The organism is Colwellia sp. MB3u-41 (assembly GCF_014076845.1).
In the GTDB taxonomy this organism is placed as follows: Bacteria; Pseudomonadota; Gammaproteobacteria; order Enterobacterales; family Alteromonadaceae; genus Colwellia_A.
Map to the genome: position 1 here is coordinate 417771 of NZ_JACGUT010000084.1, position 15819 is coordinate 433589.

Annotated in this window: 15 protein-coding genes; 8 read left to right on the plus strand and 7 right to left on the minus strand. The window is 35.1% G+C overall.

Features of this window, described 5'->3' with window-relative positions; all coding sequences use genetic code 11:
• Complete coding sequence (locus H4J73_RS18510; protein ID WP_259366513.1) at positions 1 to 1086, minus strand: hypothetical protein; 1086 nt, start codon at positions 1084 to 1086, stop codon at positions 1 to 3.
• A 67-nt stretch (positions 1087 to 1153) separates the two neighbouring features.
• Positions 1154 to 4216: a hypothetical protein gene (locus H4J73_RS18515; RefSeq protein ID WP_182181951.1), complete on the minus strand. Its 3063-nt coding sequence runs from the start codon at positions 4214 to 4216 to the stop codon at positions 1154 to 1156.
• A gap of 376 nt (positions 4217 to 4592) precedes the next feature.
• Here H4J73_RS18515 and H4J73_RS18520 point away from each other — a divergent pair, with 376 nt between their 5' ends.
• Positions 4593 to 5990, plus strand: coding sequence for a hypothetical protein (locus H4J73_RS18520; protein ID WP_182223345.1), 1398 nt, complete (start codon positions 4593 to 4595; stop codon positions 5988 to 5990).
• A 66-nt stretch (positions 5991 to 6056) separates the two neighbouring features.
• Here H4J73_RS18520 and H4J73_RS18525 read toward each other — a convergent pair whose 3' ends face one another.
• On the minus strand, positions 6057 to 7163 hold the full coding sequence (locus H4J73_RS18525) for a 1-acyl-sn-glycerol-3-phosphate acyltransferase (RefSeq protein WP_182181953.1): 1107 nt from the start codon (positions 7161 to 7163) through the stop codon (positions 6057 to 6059).
• 313 nt (positions 7164 to 7476) lie between these two features.
• Between H4J73_RS18525 and hpf the strand changes: the two genes are divergently transcribed.
• Together hpf and arfB are read left to right on the plus strand one after the other, a co-directional pair.
• Complete coding sequence (gene hpf, locus H4J73_RS18530; RefSeq protein WP_182181954.1) at positions 7477 to 7833, plus strand: ribosome hibernation-promoting factor, HPF/YfiA family; 357 nt, start codon at positions 7477 to 7479, stop codon at positions 7831 to 7833.
• Positions 7834 to 7957: 124 nt separating this feature from the next.
• Positions 7958 to 8371, plus strand: coding sequence for an alternative ribosome rescue aminoacyl-tRNA hydrolase ArfB (gene arfB, locus H4J73_RS18535; protein ID WP_182181955.1), 414 nt, complete (start codon positions 7958 to 7960; stop codon positions 8369 to 8371).
• Between the two features lie 13 nt (positions 8372 to 8384).
• Here arfB and H4J73_RS18540 read toward each other — a convergent pair whose 3' ends face one another.
• On the minus strand, positions 8385 to 9146 hold the full coding sequence (locus H4J73_RS18540) for a peptidylprolyl isomerase (RefSeq protein ID WP_182181956.1): 762 nt from the start codon (positions 9144 to 9146) through the stop codon (positions 8385 to 8387).
• Between the two features lie 128 nt (positions 9147 to 9274).
• Complete coding sequence (locus H4J73_RS21100; protein WP_182182125.1) at positions 9275 to 9487, minus strand: hypothetical protein; 213 nt, start codon at positions 9485 to 9487, stop codon at positions 9275 to 9277.
• Between H4J73_RS21100 and H4J73_RS18550 the strand changes: the two genes are divergently transcribed.
• On the plus strand, positions 9440 to 9598 hold the full coding sequence (locus H4J73_RS18550) for a hypothetical protein (protein WP_182181957.1): 159 nt from the start codon (positions 9440 to 9442) through the stop codon (positions 9596 to 9598). The genes H4J73_RS21100 and H4J73_RS18550 overlap by 48 nt on opposite strands.
• 115 nt (positions 9599 to 9713) lie before the next feature.
• Here H4J73_RS18550 and lepB read toward each other — a convergent pair whose 3' ends face one another.
• Positions 9714 to 10376 carry a signal peptidase I gene (lepB, locus tag H4J73_RS18555; RefSeq protein ID WP_182181958.1) on the minus strand — a complete coding sequence of 221 codons (663 nt, stop codon included), beginning with the start codon at positions 10374 to 10376 and terminating at the stop codon, positions 9714 to 9716.
• Positions 10377 to 10668: 292 nt separating this feature from the next.
• Between lepB and H4J73_RS18560 the strand changes: the two genes are divergently transcribed.
• The 4 genes from H4J73_RS18560 (at position 10669) to H4J73_RS18575 (ending at position 13906) form a co-directional block, all read left to right on the plus strand.
• Complete coding sequence (locus H4J73_RS18560) at positions 10669 to 11217, plus strand: RNA methyltransferase (protein WP_182181959.1); 549 nt, start codon at positions 10669 to 10671, stop codon at positions 11215 to 11217.
• Positions 11218 to 11492: 275 nt separating this feature from the next.
• A complete protein-coding gene (locus tag H4J73_RS18565) occupies positions 11493 to 11699 on the plus strand; it encodes a cold-shock protein (protein WP_070376065.1) in 207 nt (68 codons plus the stop codon).
• Positions 11700 to 11798: 99 nt separating this feature from the next.
• Entirely contained in the window at positions 11799 to 12923 is a 1125-nt protein-coding gene (gene zapE, locus H4J73_RS18570) for a cell division protein ZapE (protein WP_182181960.1), read from the plus strand.
• Positions 12924 to 13096: 173 nt separating this feature from the next.
• On the plus strand, positions 13097 to 13906 hold the full coding sequence (locus H4J73_RS18575; protein WP_182181961.1) for a DUF2884 family protein: 810 nt from the start codon (positions 13097 to 13099) through the stop codon (positions 13904 to 13906).
• 483 nt (positions 13907 to 14389) lie between these two features.
• Here the strand turns inward: H4J73_RS18575 and H4J73_RS18580 are convergent, their stop codons facing one another.
• On the minus strand, positions 14390 to 15613 hold the full coding sequence (locus H4J73_RS18580; protein WP_182181962.1) for an EAL and HDOD domain-containing protein: 1224 nt from the start codon (positions 15611 to 15613) through the stop codon (positions 14390 to 14392).
• Positions 15614 to 15819: the final 206 nt, after the last annotated feature.

Consider the following 15819-nt stretch of genomic DNA (forward strand, 5'->3'; position numbering starts at 1 on the left):
TTAAAATAAAATAGATAGGTAAGTATTAAAATGAAGGTAATATGCTTTTTCGAAATCTAACGAGTCAGTTTGGAAATTAATGCCGATAGATTTTGACCCAATACCTATTTTCCATGCCTCACTTTTATTTTCATATCCAGCCATAAGTGCCCAGTTATCACTGAAGTGCCAACGACCTAAAAGAGAAGTGAATTGGTCATTCTTTATTGAACGAAAAGCTAACTGCGTGGAAAAGAGTGATGATATTCTATAATCAAGGGTGCCATAATATCTTGCTGGCATTGTTAAGGAATGATCTTTAGTTTGATTGTTTCCTGATGTCTTTAAGCTAATTGCTGGCTCAGAATAAACGTTACCTTCATTATCTTCTTGAAAAGGAATATCTTGAATACTCCCCAAAGCATAACCGGCATCAGCGTAATTACTTTTATAATATAAATCTTTGATAGCTAAGCCCAGTATTAATTGCTCTGATATTTGCCAATCAAACGCAATATCTAAACTGAATCCTAGACCTTTAGGTCTATCTTGCGGTGAAAAAGATTTAAATAATCTATCTTTTGAAAAAGCATAATCAATATTAAAATTTCCTTGTGGTTTATCAGCTAAAACTTGTCCGTTAATATTACCGTCTTGAAAGTGTTTACTGCTAAATATTGATAGTTTAGGTGTTAATGTTATTTCGGGGGTGTTGAAGTCAATTTTGTACGAAAAAAACACACCATGGCTTGTTGCATTCTTTGCTTTTAGATTATAGGTATAAAATCGATTTTCAAATGCTAAATCATTTTTTTCAATATGAGTATAAAGTGCTGTGTCGGGATCGAACTCCATTACATAATCATAGCGACTTTGCAGTCCAAAAGAAAAAGCAGAATAGGTTACACCTACCTCAAACTGATTATAAGTAAAGGCACTATTGCCCTTAGTTAAAGGTTGATTAAACTCATCTATAAAAGAGTTAATGGGCTGAGACTCCGCATAAACTTCAGCGTTAAATGTAGAAAATAGGGTAAGAGAAGAGGTACTTGCAAAAGTATTAAAATGCAGAAAAATACATAAGTATAAAGTAAGCTTTATTTTCAATTTACATCCTTGAATAATTAAAGGTTAAAAATTGCGGGAGCATAATATCTCCCGCAAACAGAGCTAATTAATCACCAATAGTAAAAGTTAAATCAAAATATTCAACTTCATCATCATCAATATACGTCACAACAACGCCATTTGACATCTCAACAAAGTCACCATATTTATAGTCGTATAACCAAATAGTACCCATAAGGTATGCGCCATTATCAGCACTACCCATCATTTTGTAACCATCATCACCAATCATTAGTTTTACATTTAAGGTTTCATTATCATCCATTTCATCAAGGTTGAATGTTAAGTTGAAAGCAACGTCTGCCGACATTCCAGCCATAATAACTTCTGTTTTAAAAGTGTTAGGCTGCTCATTAGTTGATAAATCATGGTTACTTAAGATTAATGTTCCCGTGAAGTTGGCATCATTGTCTATGATTGCTAGTGTACTTGATGACATAGTTTTAACCGGGTCTTTAGTATCTAGGTCACTTAATGAGGTAAACACACCACTGAACGTTAATGCTGAACACGAACCTTGAGAATTACCAGTGGCACAACCATTTAGGTCACCAGCGGAGAATTCAAAAGTAGCACCATTATCGCCACTCTCCATTAGGGTCGCTGCCCATGCAAGCAGTAATGTTGTATCACTGTCATCATTACTTAACTCGGCAACACCTTGAAATGAACCTTTAGTTTCATGGCTCGCTTCTATTGTCATGTTTGTTTTATTAAAACTATAAATCCAACCAATATGAAGCAGTGACGCTTTATCGATAACATTACCTGTTTCTTGATTCGCCTCTTCAAGTACATCAAACATGATTTCGCCGATATCAGTTAACGCATCACGACCCAAAATGGTAACTACATTAATATCAGCAAAAGATTGAGTTGTCTTTTTCACCATCGGTAACTTACTTAAAATTATTTGCTTAGCTTTTGCATCAGCCACCATATGAGAAAATAGATTCACATCTTTATTTGCTGATATTATTAGCGCCTTTGATTGACTTATTAATGCCGCTGCTGAATCCATTAAAGTTGCGGCTGCAGTTTTATCCGTATCATTTTCAGCGATATCTGCGTATTTTTGAGCATCATTCAGCGCTACTTCTGAATACTCTAGGAAAGTATTTGCCATTGAAATAAAGTCTAATTTATCTGTTAGTGCTTGTTGAGCGGCCATAAGAAAAGCGGTAGCAGCGGCAATACTTTGAGGACTATTCATAGCCATTGCAGCTTCATAGCTATTTAATGACGTTGTTTGTGCCGTTGTTGCTAGGCCTTGTTTAGTGAGTGCCATGTCATTTGATGATTCTGCTCTAGCTTTCGCGGCTGGCACTACTGCATCAAATTCAACAAGTTTTGCTTGTGCGTTAGCTAATAAAGCTTGAACATCGATATGTAATCCTGTGTCGCCATTTATTTGTATTGTTTCTGTGTGTGCTAGCTTGGCTATTTCTTCAGCAGTATCAAGTAAACTTTGATATTCCGAACTTGAAGCAACTAAAAATTTAGCGGTATCTGCCCAAGCATTCGCTTCAATGTCATAACGATTAGCTTTGTTACCTAACACGTTCACATCATTGCTGTTAAAAATCATAAAATAAGCCGCGATTGCTGATTCATAATAGATAATTGCCGTATCGGCATCTGTAACTTTTGTCTCTAATGCTTCAGCTGTAGTAATAGCTGCTGCTGTAGTATCGATATTGCTGGCGATACTCATTATTTTAGTATTGAGCATTGCAAGCTCGGTGGTAACTTTAGCTGCTATATCAGCATATAATTCATCTCCTATAGTACATGCATCGCCAATGCAGCCTATTTCTTCTACTAAAGCGACGACTTCTATCGCACTATTAATAAGATCTTGCTGTGATATAGCTCCACGTTTAACAGCATTTTCCATCGCTTTAGTGATTGAGTTTCTAATGCCAGCATTAACACCTAACGCGTCTAATGCCGCAGTGTCACCCGTAACAATAGCAACATAAATAGCAGCTATTTTCTTCACTCTTTGTTGTATTGCATTAAATAGAGCGGATGGTTTCGAATTGTTGTTAACTGAAGATACTTTAGAAATAATTGATTGTATTGGAGCAGCAGAAGGTGAAACCTCAGCAACAGCATTTAAACTACCATCTGATACTGATGTTGCCAATTCTGTAATCATTTCTGATAGGGTACCATTGTCACCTGCCGCGGCGACTGTTTGTAAACTTGCCGACAATTGGGCTAGTGCAAGGTTACCAGCATTTAAGCTGACATTTTCGCCAATATCACTAAGGTCGAAGCCAACACCTTTAGATATATCCGAAAGTAAGTTTGCGTTTTTAATGACACCATTTGGCCCAAGCAATTGCATAATAGTATGGACTGAAGCGTCTGATATAGCTTGCTGGCTAATCGGCACCATAGGATCGGCACTTAAATTATCTTGTAATATTGTGGCCACAACTTCAGTAAATACCGTGACATTTGAGGAATAATGCCTAGATTGCTCGGGATTAGTTGACTCAGGAATGTATTTTATTGTCGTTAAGGTTAAATCTTCTTTATACCACTCTCCAAATTCGATAGCTAAGTCACCATTATTAGGTATAACAGTTGATGCAATATTTTCATAAACGCCACAATCAGTATAAGAGTCGCATCTTAGCCAACTAGCATCTACTGATGAACTACTGGTAATATTTATGATCACAGCACCAGAAAAGGTACTTTCAAGATAAATACTCATTTTTCCATTTTTATCAGTTGTTGGCTCTAATGGGTTTTCAGCTAATACTTTAGACGCGAGCATTTCATCTAATGTTTCATCTGAAGTTCCTGCTGGAGCTGATACTGTATAGCTTTCTGCTTCAACTGAGTTCGCTATCCGAAAGCTAATGGGTGATTTTTCACCTGTGGTAGTGTCAATCTGGTGAATAGATATACTTGCATTAGCCATCGTACCTTTAACAGCCACCCCCGTTAAAGCAACATTAAATGTTGCGGTTGCTGTTTTATCAATAGGAGGTATGGGAGAGGGTGGGTTAACTGTGGTCTCTTTAGTGTCAGAACAGCCAGTAGCCATTAGTGTTAGTGTGACAAACGATGATATGAGTAAGTTATTTTTCATTATATATCCCTTTAAAATTAATGATTTTTATAAATACTTCATAAGCATAGAACAAATACATGCTCTTGGATAAAAATTATGACTTTATTTTTTACGCTTTAAAATCAGCGTTAACTTTGTATACGCTGAAAAGGGTCTACCGAGATGAACTGTCAAAAATTAATTTTTTACTCTCTCAATTAAATAGATGTATATATTAAAAATCCCTGATAATTACTCCCACTATTTGAATTAAATTAAGCTCAGCTTTAATGCGTTAAATTAGATGTTACTAGGGATACTTATTTCACTTATTATATTCGTTATGCTTTCAGTACATGTATAAATTACCCTATAATTGGGTTAATGAACCGTAATCACAGATAAATTAATTTCTATGCTGAAAAAGTTATTAAAAACAAATGAAACATCAACTCCATTTTTTCTTATTAAATATAAAAAAACATTCTTATTACTCTCAATATTTACTTGTTTGGCCGCATGTGGCGGCGGAGCTAGTAACAAAGATACTACACCAGAGGTTCCAAAATTTTACCCTTTCTCATTAACCTCAACACTGACTAATAAATGCGGTGAAAAGCTTCCCTTTGTTGATGTCGAGTTATTTATTCAAAACCGGGATTGGAGTGTTGTAGATAAGTTACAACCTGATGAAAATGGAGTTTTTAGTTTTTCATCAGCAAGTGAATTCATAAATTATACGCTTGTTGCTAAAAATCAGCAGGCAGGAGAGGTTGAAGGTTTAGATTTTGTTAGCTTTCATCAAGTAAAGGCAACCACACCGGCTATTTATCAAGCTCAGCATGCTGTAATAATTGATAATTCAAATTGTGAATGTGTTACTCGAAATGTTGAAATATCTCATACCCCTATTTCTGATATTACTAAGATAACCAGCTCTGCAACATTTACTACCACTGAAGTTGTGGATTCCCAACGTACTAATTTTATGAATGTTGAAGCTTGTCGGATAATGGGGGGGACTTGGCCATTACATTCTTTTTCTCTTGTTGGTACCGGTAATAATAACAATGTACAAGGTGCGGCTGGCTTTATAGATGACTTTAATCAAATGGCCTTTAATGATGATGGTGAACTCATCTGGCAACTATCAGCTTTTGATGCAGTTGAGCGAATTGGCTTAAATAAAAATCACCAGCCTTTTACTACACGTCAATTATTTTCAGGGCAGCAACACTTTGCGATTAGTGTTCTAGAAGAAGATAATATCGCCGATTTATTTAATAGTCATCTTTATGTGTCAGAAACCGTCTACCAATCGAATGCAGAAGTAATTTTTTCTGAAACAGATTCTGCTTTTGGGAAAATAAAAATATCTAGCCAGCATCAACTTATCTCTTCTACATATACTACGAGTTTTTCAGTTGCTGCCTCTGATAGAAAACCAGATATTGATGATAGATATTTTTCAGAAATCAAATCAGATTGGAGCTATGATTATAGTAATGTTGCTAATTACCCAATGGCTATTATTGCTATAAGCTATCAAGCTTACCATCCTGAAAAAAACACACCTATGCCAGCTAAATGGACAAGTTATGGTGAAATTACCGGACAATTACCCGTTGTTACTGCTTTATCTGGTTATGAGGGCATTATTAACAATAACACGATTGTATTAGTTACAAAAACAGACTTGGTTCAAAGTGAATATACTGATAAATATGTGAATTACTTGTCATATTATCAAAATAAAAAAAATAGTTCTTTTGCTCATAATGTAAAAAATTATCATATATCGATAAAGAAATAATTTTATTGTATAACAACAAAACGGCGCTATACAGCGCCGTTTTAATGGAAATAAATATTTAAGTAATCATGAATCTAATGCTTGTTTAGCTCTTACCGGATTAGCATACATGGTTAATAACCAATATTGTTGCTCTTGGGTTAATTCGAACATACGGCTATTAAGTTGATTCATGACACTTTGCTTAATTTCTGCTTGCTGATTGAGTTTTGCATAGGCAGTTAAGTTACTGTCATATAGTTTATAGTTACTGATAATTTCTTGATCAATCGCTTTTGCTATGGCTTTACTATCGGCAAGGTCGCCCTTGATAGCATGGCAAAATTCGACATGTACACGGCCTTTTTTACCCACTAATCCTTGCGTAATACTATTTAAGTCTTCATTTTCTTTCTTTTGATAACTACCCGTTGCTTCTCGCTCGGCGAGCTCAATCGCTTTGTCACGATCACAGGGATCAAATTCATATGAAATAGAAACAGGAACAATATTAATTTCAGCTAAATAATTGGTAATTGGAGTTTGTTTGTCTTTGTTAAGTAATAGCATTGAAATTAATGCTGAATTGGTTTTATCAATACCGTCTTTCGCGCGACCTTCACGTTGTGCTATCCAAATATTTTGCTGGCGCTCATGAACGGTATGATGAATATACGCAGACAATTGCTTTGAAGCTGTCAGCATTGCTCGCTTTGTTTCTTCACTGCGTTTAACAATGAAGCTTTTATTAATACGCATTAAATCAGCAACCCATGGCTGATGAAGTAAGTTGTCACCCACCGCAGCCTCAACAGTATTGATGCCACTGTTGTACAATGCCCAATTAATTAATGCGACATCAAGCACTATGTCTCTATGATTACTAATAAAAAGCATAGGCTTGCTTGTATCAATCTTCTCCAAACCATTAAAGGTAAAGCCGTCAGTACTTTTGTTTACTAAGTGATGTAAATATTTAGCCACCTCTGTTTGAATTTGTTCAATATTATTAAACTTACTGGAACGCAACTTTAGCGTCCATTTTACTATTGAACGACAAATTATTGGCAGAGTTTTGTACAATCGAGGCATTTTGAAACTAGCAATAGAAGAAAGTAGCCCTTGATCATTAATCAGTTTTTGGATCACAGCTGCAACCTCATCATCTCGATAAGGGCGAATATCATCAAACATGTAGCATCTCTTTGCTGTTTAACAGCGATTCGTTAACTCAAAAATCAATCAATATTATAACCGTTTTTTGACTTAAAATGCTTGTATTGTTTATGCTTTACTCTTTTAAACAAAATAATTTCATTAACTTAGGGGAATTAAATAAAAATAAAACAAAAAAATGAGCTAAATCAGAAAATAATCAATAAATTTTGCTACAGTTAGTTATATGAGCTCTTTATGGAATTAATGCTAATTATTTTCATGTTAAGGGCTTGTGTTTTTCGACTTTACCCACAAGTCTTAAATAGAGTTATTAATAAAAGGAATACCTATGAAAATAAATCTTTCAGGTCACCATGTAGATATTACTGATGGTGTAAAAGAACATATCGATGAAAAATTCTTAAAAATTTCTAACCATTTTCCTACGCTGATCTCATTAGACATTATTATTTCAAAAGAACATGGAAAATATGGTGCTGAAATAACGACAAATTATGAAGGTGGTCGTATTTCGGTTTCAGCACAAGAAGATGTCATGTTTCCCTCAATCGCTAGTGTAGCCAAAAAACTTGACGCTGCACTTAAGCATAGAAAAGGTCAATTAAAAGCAAATTTACACAATAAACCTGTTTCTGTTACTCCTGAAATCGCTCATGAGAAAGTTCAAGAAATGAACTTAAACTAATTTTAAAACAGTTAATCGTTAGATTTTTCACGGGAGCTTATTGCTCCCGTTTTGTTTTATCGCGTATTACCATCGATATGAATGGTATACTTAACGCGTTGATCAATATGTTATAGATGTAAATATGTTAGTACTTTCAAATAATGTCTCATTAGGTGACAATGAATTAGAATTAACGGCTATTCGCTCGCAAGGAGCGGGTGGGCAAAATGTAAATAAAGTATCTTCAGCGATTCACTTGCGCTTTGATATTAAGGCATCCTCTTTACCTGATTTTTATAAAGAGCGTTTACTTGCCTTAAAAGATAAACGCATCACTAAAGAAGGGATCTTCGTTCTTAAGGCACAACAATTTAGAACGCAAGAGAAGAACCGCGAATCTGCACTTGAGCGATTAGTTGAATTAATTAAATCAGCAATGGTCATTCAAAAAGTCCGAAGAGAAACTAAACCTACAAAAAACTCTAAAAAAAGACGTTTAGCGGGCAAATCTCACCGCAGCAATGTTAAAGCATTGCGCGGTAAGGTCTCTGATTAGTTACTTTTACAAGCTATTTGATTTTACGTCTAAAACCCAGCAGGGTGAGTGCACATAATACAAAATAGGATAAGCTACCGCCACTATCACTAGTAATGCTCTCTTCTTTATTAATAAGTGTATTCTTTACAGAAGCCAGACTTGTGTCTGTTGTCGCAGAACTATCAATAATAGTTACGCTATGAATGGTGACAAAGTTATCTACACCAGGTACAAAATTGCTATTGGCGCATTGTTCGCTGGTATATCCAGGCATAGGTCTTTCTTCGCAAAGCTGGATCAAGGCTATTTTATCAATATTATCCATACCTTCAATAACTTCCCCAAAGACGGTAAAACCACTATTTTGTAAATCTAAATTTGCACTGTTATTTTTATAATTAATAAACCACTGGCTTGTCGCACTATTAGGATTGTTTCCTCGTTTTGCCATTGCAATGGTACCTCTAACGTTTGAATAAATCGGCTCATTTTGAACGGTGTCATCAACGTCAATAGGTGTTAATGGTAAGTCACCATCAAATTTAAAACCACCCGCTTGCATAATAAAATCCGGGACTAAACGATGCACAACCGTATTATTATAATCACCATCATTGGTATACTTTAAAAAATTTACTACCGTTTTAGGAGTCGTTTGATCATGTAGATTAACTTTGAAATTACCCTGAGAGGTTTCAACCTCAACAATTGTTGCATTGCTTAGCGTAGAAAATAATGTAGCAATAGATAATGCACTTACTAGGGTAAGCGACTTAGGAACAAATTTATTCATAGTAACCTTAATTTTTTCATAGATATTAATATTTAAAGCAATGCTAGCGATATTACAAGCATTAGCTCAAATCAAGAAGTTCTTTTTTGACGGTAAATTTAAATTGATGTCAGCTAAGCTTTTTGACATCAAAGCTGTTTGTAAACAGTATTATCAAATTCTATTACCAAAACTTTTGAAATATGGTGGGAAGGCCTGAAATTATTGATGAACACATAAACAACACTCGTTAGTAATCCTTGCAAACCCATAACCATAAAAGCTGATTTTAAATTTACTATTGGTGATTTACTGTGATGATATTGAGTACTATTTGCTCGTTTTATCATATCGGCTGCCATACTGAACTCTTTGGCTATAATATTGATAATATCATCGACGTTGAAGTTTTACTGTTTAGTGCGATTAGAGCACAGTTAACAGAAAATGATGTCATGGGAGTTTTCTGTTAACTGAATGAAAAATAACTTTAAGCCTCTGCAGAAAGCTCCTAGTTATTGAGTTTTAATAGGTCAAATACAAAGTGAAATTACAATATACATTTTACCTTTTTAAAGGCATTAATACTTAAAGTGAGTGCAAAAAGCGATCGCTACGGGGTAAGTAGTAATTATCATAATTTAAAGAAAAAGCGACTTTATTTGACCGTCCAACAATTTCGCTACGAGGTACAAAGCCTATCACCCGAGAATCGGCACTATGATCACGGTTGTCTCCCAGTACTAAATAATGCCCATTGGGGACTATCACTTCACTGAAGTTTGCTAATGGCGACCCCATGTTATTAATACGAATAACATGGGGTTGACTGTTAATGGTTTCAGTTTTATCGTATTGGTTCTTAGTTAAGTCGTGTTTTGCTGATTTTTTTTGATAGTCAATGACCTGGCTATTTATTATTAATTTATTATTTTTCATCGAGATATTATCACCTGGTAGTCCGATTACGCGTTTTACTAGACGTTTATCTGAGGCTGCAGAGTCAAATATAATGATGTCGTTAGTTTGTGGGTCGGAAAGTTTAAAAAGTGAAAAGTGTGTAAAGGGCAAGCGAATATCATATGCCATTTTATTAATGAAAATTCTGTCACCTTCAACAATAGTCGGCTTCATAGAGCCGGTAGGTACGTCACTCCAGTCCGCAACTGCGCTACGAAAAACTAACATTAAGCAGATAAAAATAAATAATGATTTATTTTCTTTCCATAGTTTTACTAAACTCTTTTTCATGTTGTTTCCTTTAGGTTCACCGATGACAGGATAATTCTTTATTTATGAAGTTGTCGCTATTATGACGATGATCACCGTTATTTGTTGCGTATGAAATGTAACGGGTTATGACAAGCTCTTGGGTTGAGGATCAAATGACTTATTTAATGGATGGCAAGATCACAAAAATTGAAATTTCATACTAGATATAAATTATATTTTAATATTTACTTGAGTTTTATATAAAAGCTAAGGAGAATTCCTTTAAGATTTACATGCCTGTGTAAAGTAACCAACTAAAACGACTAGATTAATGACCAAAAAGATAAAAGTACCATTAAAACAAAAGAGTGTTGACTCAGCAGAGATAACTTTAGGCTTAACTGACCCTAAAAGTCCAAGTAATGTAGGTGCTGTAATGCGTGCTGCAGGCTGTTATCAAGTGGATACCGTTCTTTATAGCGGTGTTAGGTATGCAAAAGCAGCTAAGTTTTATACCGATACACAAAGTGCAAGTAAAAAAATCCCTTTAACGGGGGTGGAATCTTTAGTAGATAGTGTGCCTAAGGGCAGTCAATTGATTTGTGTTGATTTAATTGAAGGAGCGATACCATTACCTGTATTTGAGCACCCAAAGAATGCCATGTATGTTTTTGGCCCTGAAGACGGGACCATTAGTCAGGAAGTCATCGATAAGGCAGATGCCGTGGTTTATATTCCAACGAATGGCTGTATGAACCTAGCGGCGACAGTCAATGTTCTACTTTATGACCGATTAGCAAAGTCTACAATAGCGGTTGGCGATGATGCACTTATTCGTAAAAGTAGAGACACTAATAATACAGTGAAAGTTAAAAATTAAATCAGTGATAGGTGTTTAAATTTGACTTTTGGATATAAAATCAGAAAAACGATTAATAAAATAGATAAAAACCTTGACTCTTTCTGTGAAAGATATATGATGCACGCAGCTAGAAAGTACTACCTATATTTATGTACCAAGTTTCGAAGTTATGTTAGTAGCTCGTCCTGTTTAATAAGTCATAGCAACACTCTCAGCAATATCGTTTTTTGTCATTAAATTTATTTAATGGCTGGAACAAAATTAAAATTATATTAAACAAATAGGATACTATTATGTCTACAACTACTGGTACAGTAAAATGGTTCAACGAGTCTAAAGGTTTTGGTTTCATCGAGCAAGAATCTGGTCCTGACGTTTTCGCACATTTCTCTGCAATCTCTGGCGACGGTTTTAAAACTCTAGCTGAAGGCCAAAAAGTACAGTTTACTGTTACTCAAGGTCAGAAAGGTCCTCAAGCTGAGAACATTCAAGCTCTTTAATTTTGTATGTTGAGTTAACCTAGGTTACCTCATACAAATAAATTGCTAAAAAGGGTAAGACTTATGTCTCACCCTTTTTTTGTGGAAAAAATTTAGTTTATGCTCTCAGCTTATCAGTCGTTATCTGCTTTAAATCATTTTCAATATGATTACGCACAAGTTAATGCAGTTGCAAAACTCGATGAGCTCTCCCAGAACATTTATCAGCAAGAACAGCAGTCTTGGCTGGCTAAACGACTTAATAAACCCATTGTTATTCCCGGAATTTATTTCTATGGCAGAGTTGGGCGTGGTAAAACCATGCTTATGGATCTGTTTTTCCAACATTTAGCGATCACAGCAAAAAAACGTATTCACTTCCACCGATTTATGGAAGAAGTTCATCAGCAATTAAATTTATGTTCAGGGGAAAGTGATCCTTTAACATTTATTGCAAAGCGCTGGGCAAAAAAAATTAAGGTGCTATGTTTTGATGAATTTTTTGTTTCAGACATTGGTGACGCCATGTTGCTTTCGGGTTTGTTTCAAGCACTTTTTCAGCAAGGTATTATTTTAATTGCTACATCTAACAGTCAACCCGAGCAACTCTACAGAAACGGTTTACAGCGTGAACGCTTTCTACCAACTATCGGTCTAATTAATAAGCATTGCCAAGTGTTATCAGTTGATGGTGACATTGACCATCGTTTAGGCCACGATGAAGTTGCAATCGAGTATCGTGATTATAGCTTTCCCTTGGCTAAAAATAATACTCTGGTTAATCGATTCTTTGAAGTTACAGGGAGTAAAGTAAGTTCAGGTTATATAACAGTTAACCACCGTAAAATAGCTTACCAAGCGAAAACTGATAAAACGATACTCTTTGATTTTTATGCGCTTTGTTCAGGCCCAAGAAGTCAGCGAGACTATATGCGTTTGGCTGATAGTTTTAAAACAGTATTACTTGATCAAGTCCCACAGTTCAATGGAGAAAGAATTATTTCAGTTGCCTCTGGCGTGGAAGATGGCTATCAACGTGAGGGTAAAATATTGGGTGAGCTTCGTCATTTAGATGACGAAGCTCGACGTTTTATTGCGTTGGTTGATGAGTTCTATGATAGAAAGATAAGACTTATTATTAACGCTGAAGTTGATGTTTTTGACCTTTATCAGGGGCAACAATTAATTTTTGAATTTGCCCGTTGTCAATCAAGACTGATTGAAATGCAAAACATATCATATTAACTAAAACTTTGTTTTCTTAACCAAATAATAGCTTTTTATTCTCTTTCTTATTGTTTGTTTTTATATACCCTATTGAATTTTATTACTTTTATTTTATGGCACCTATTTTGTAATAACGAGCTTAGTTATGCGTTATTTAGTTAAAGACAACATTTTATAAGAGAAGGGATAATATGAAAACACTAATCGCTACGGCACTAATATTGGCAAGCAGCAGTTCATTTGCTTCTAAAGCATCATTTACCAATGACTCATGCAATGCAGACATATCAGGAGGCGTTAAAATTACCGCCACAGCCATTGAATTCTCAAGAGATAAAAAAGCGCTCTACAAAATTGTTGATAATGAAATGCTATACGTTAATGACAATAAAATCGCTTTATCTGATAGTCAGCAATCTTTAGTTACCGATTATGCTATGCGTATTAGATCTGCTGTTCCGCAAGTAAAAGGGATTGCATTAGATGCTATTGATCTTGCGAGTGATGGCGTAAATTTAGCCTTTAATGAATTGCTAGGTGAGGGGAATGATATTAGTGCTGAAATTGGTGCCCAACTCTCAGAAATACGTAAAGAAATCGATGAAGGTTTTACTCACCATAAAGACATTTATTTTGATGAAAACGGCTTTTCAGGAGACGATTTTTTCAATGAAGATTTCGAACAGCGTATTGAGAGTGCTGTAGAGCAAACAGTGCAAAATTCGATAGGCAGTTTGATGATTGCTGTTGGTCAACAGATGCTTTTTTCTGGGGGCGATATGGATGCCTTTGAAACACGTATGGAAGATTTTGGTGAAAAGATGGAATACGAAATGAAATCTCGTGGTAACGAAATAGAAACGCGAAGCGAGGAGCTTTGTCAGTCAGTTATCGCAATTGATGCTCTTGAAGATCAATTAACGGATGAGATAATTGAGCTAAAAGATTTTAATTTGCTAACCACCAAAGTTATGGCTAAAGACCGCAAAGATCTGATGTAGTATTTCTATATAACTGTGTAACGTCATTAGCGTTTATATAGTCTTTGAGCTGTTATTCTACTGTTACTGTCACCATAAAACGAGCGAAGACTATAAATCTTACTCGTTTTTATGTTCAGGAAGAACGGTATGTCACGGTCACATGGATGTGAAAGAGTAACGATGTTCAGGAAGAACGGTATGTCACGGTCACATGGATGTGAAAGAGTAACGATGTTCAGGAAGAACGGTATGTCACGGTCACATGGATGTGAAAGAGTAACGGTGTTCAGGAAGAACGGTATGTCACGGTCACATGGATGTGAAAGAGTGACGATGTTTAGGAAGAACGGTATGTCACGGTCACATGGATGTGAAAGAGTGACGATCTTCAGGAAAAACGATATGAACTGTATTATTACAAATCACAAGTACCTCTGTTCATAGAGGTAATATCACAGGAAAATAGATGTAAAATTTGGCCTTTTAGCTTTTGAAACGAAGTTAACTATTGGTCATTTGGGATTGTTCATCAGCCCAATTTAGTGCTTTATTATAATCTTTAATGACTTTCTCTTTTTCAATACCTAATTTTTTCATGACAATAGTGGTTTTTTCCCATTGTGCATGTTCAATAAACTCTAACAATTGTATTAATTCAGCCAAGACCCCTTTTTTAGTGAGTAAAGGATCTTTTATTTCTTGAGCAAGGGGAAGTTTTTCTAAAACAGTTTCAAGTTTTTCATCTAAAATGGCATCAATTAACGACAAGAGTCCCGTTAAAAATGCAATTGAGGTATTTACCGGAACACTAATATCTTTTGCGACAAGCTCACAAAACTTTGCTCGAGCCATTGCGGAATTGATTAACTCAGAAGGCTTGTCAGGGTTAACATTTGTAGCAAACATTAGACCTAAAAAACGCTTTAACTCTTCAGAACCTAAGGTTACAAGTGCTTGTTTTATTGTAGATATCTCTTTGCTTCTTCGGAAAATTGCTGAGTTGACATATCTTAATAATTTATATGAAAGTGTCACATCACGCTCAAATACTGATGTAATACTGATTAAATCTAATTCGGGCTTTGATGTTTCATAAAGTAACTCAGCCATTGCTATTTGTGACGGAGATAGACTTTTAGTTTTTATCATTTCAGGTTTTGCAAAGAAAAAACCTTGGAACAGTTCAAAACCTAATTCTAAAGCTTGATTGTACTCTTCGTATGTTTCAACTTTTTCTGCAAGTAACTTGATATCAGGAAAATTTATAATCGCCTGCTTAACTTCTTTTATCTCTTCAATAGTGGAAATTTTCCAATCTATTTTTATTATTTTGATATATGGGAAGAAGTGGATCCACACTTTTTGATGTTCGTAGTCATCAAGCGCTAATGTGTACCCTTGCTCGTAAAGATCTTTACAAATAGCTAGCAGTTTTTTACCCGGCTTAACCGTCTCTAGAATCTCAACAACTACTTCATTAGTCGCTAGCATGTTTGCGTAACCAAGGCTTAACGTTTCGAGTGTAAAATTAATAAAGGCAGGTTTATTAGCGGTAAATTCACCGATACCTAAGTTAAATTTACTTGCTTCGATCATTTTGGTTGTGGCTTCGTCGCCATCAATGTCAGGAAAAACGTTATCAATACTGTCTCTGAATAACAATTCATAGGCAAAAAGATTTTTGTCTTTATCTAGAATGGGTTGCCTTGCGGCATAAAAATACATAATAATTCCTGAACACATCATAACTACAGTGAATATATTGGAAATATGACCAATTAGCATTAACTATTTTTATATATTAGTCACTGTCATAAAAACATTACATTTATAATACATTTTATAGACACGAAAACAATAAAAGTATAGTAATAGAAAAATATCTAGTCATACTAGGCTTACTCTATTTTTTGTTCTGTAACAGAAATTTA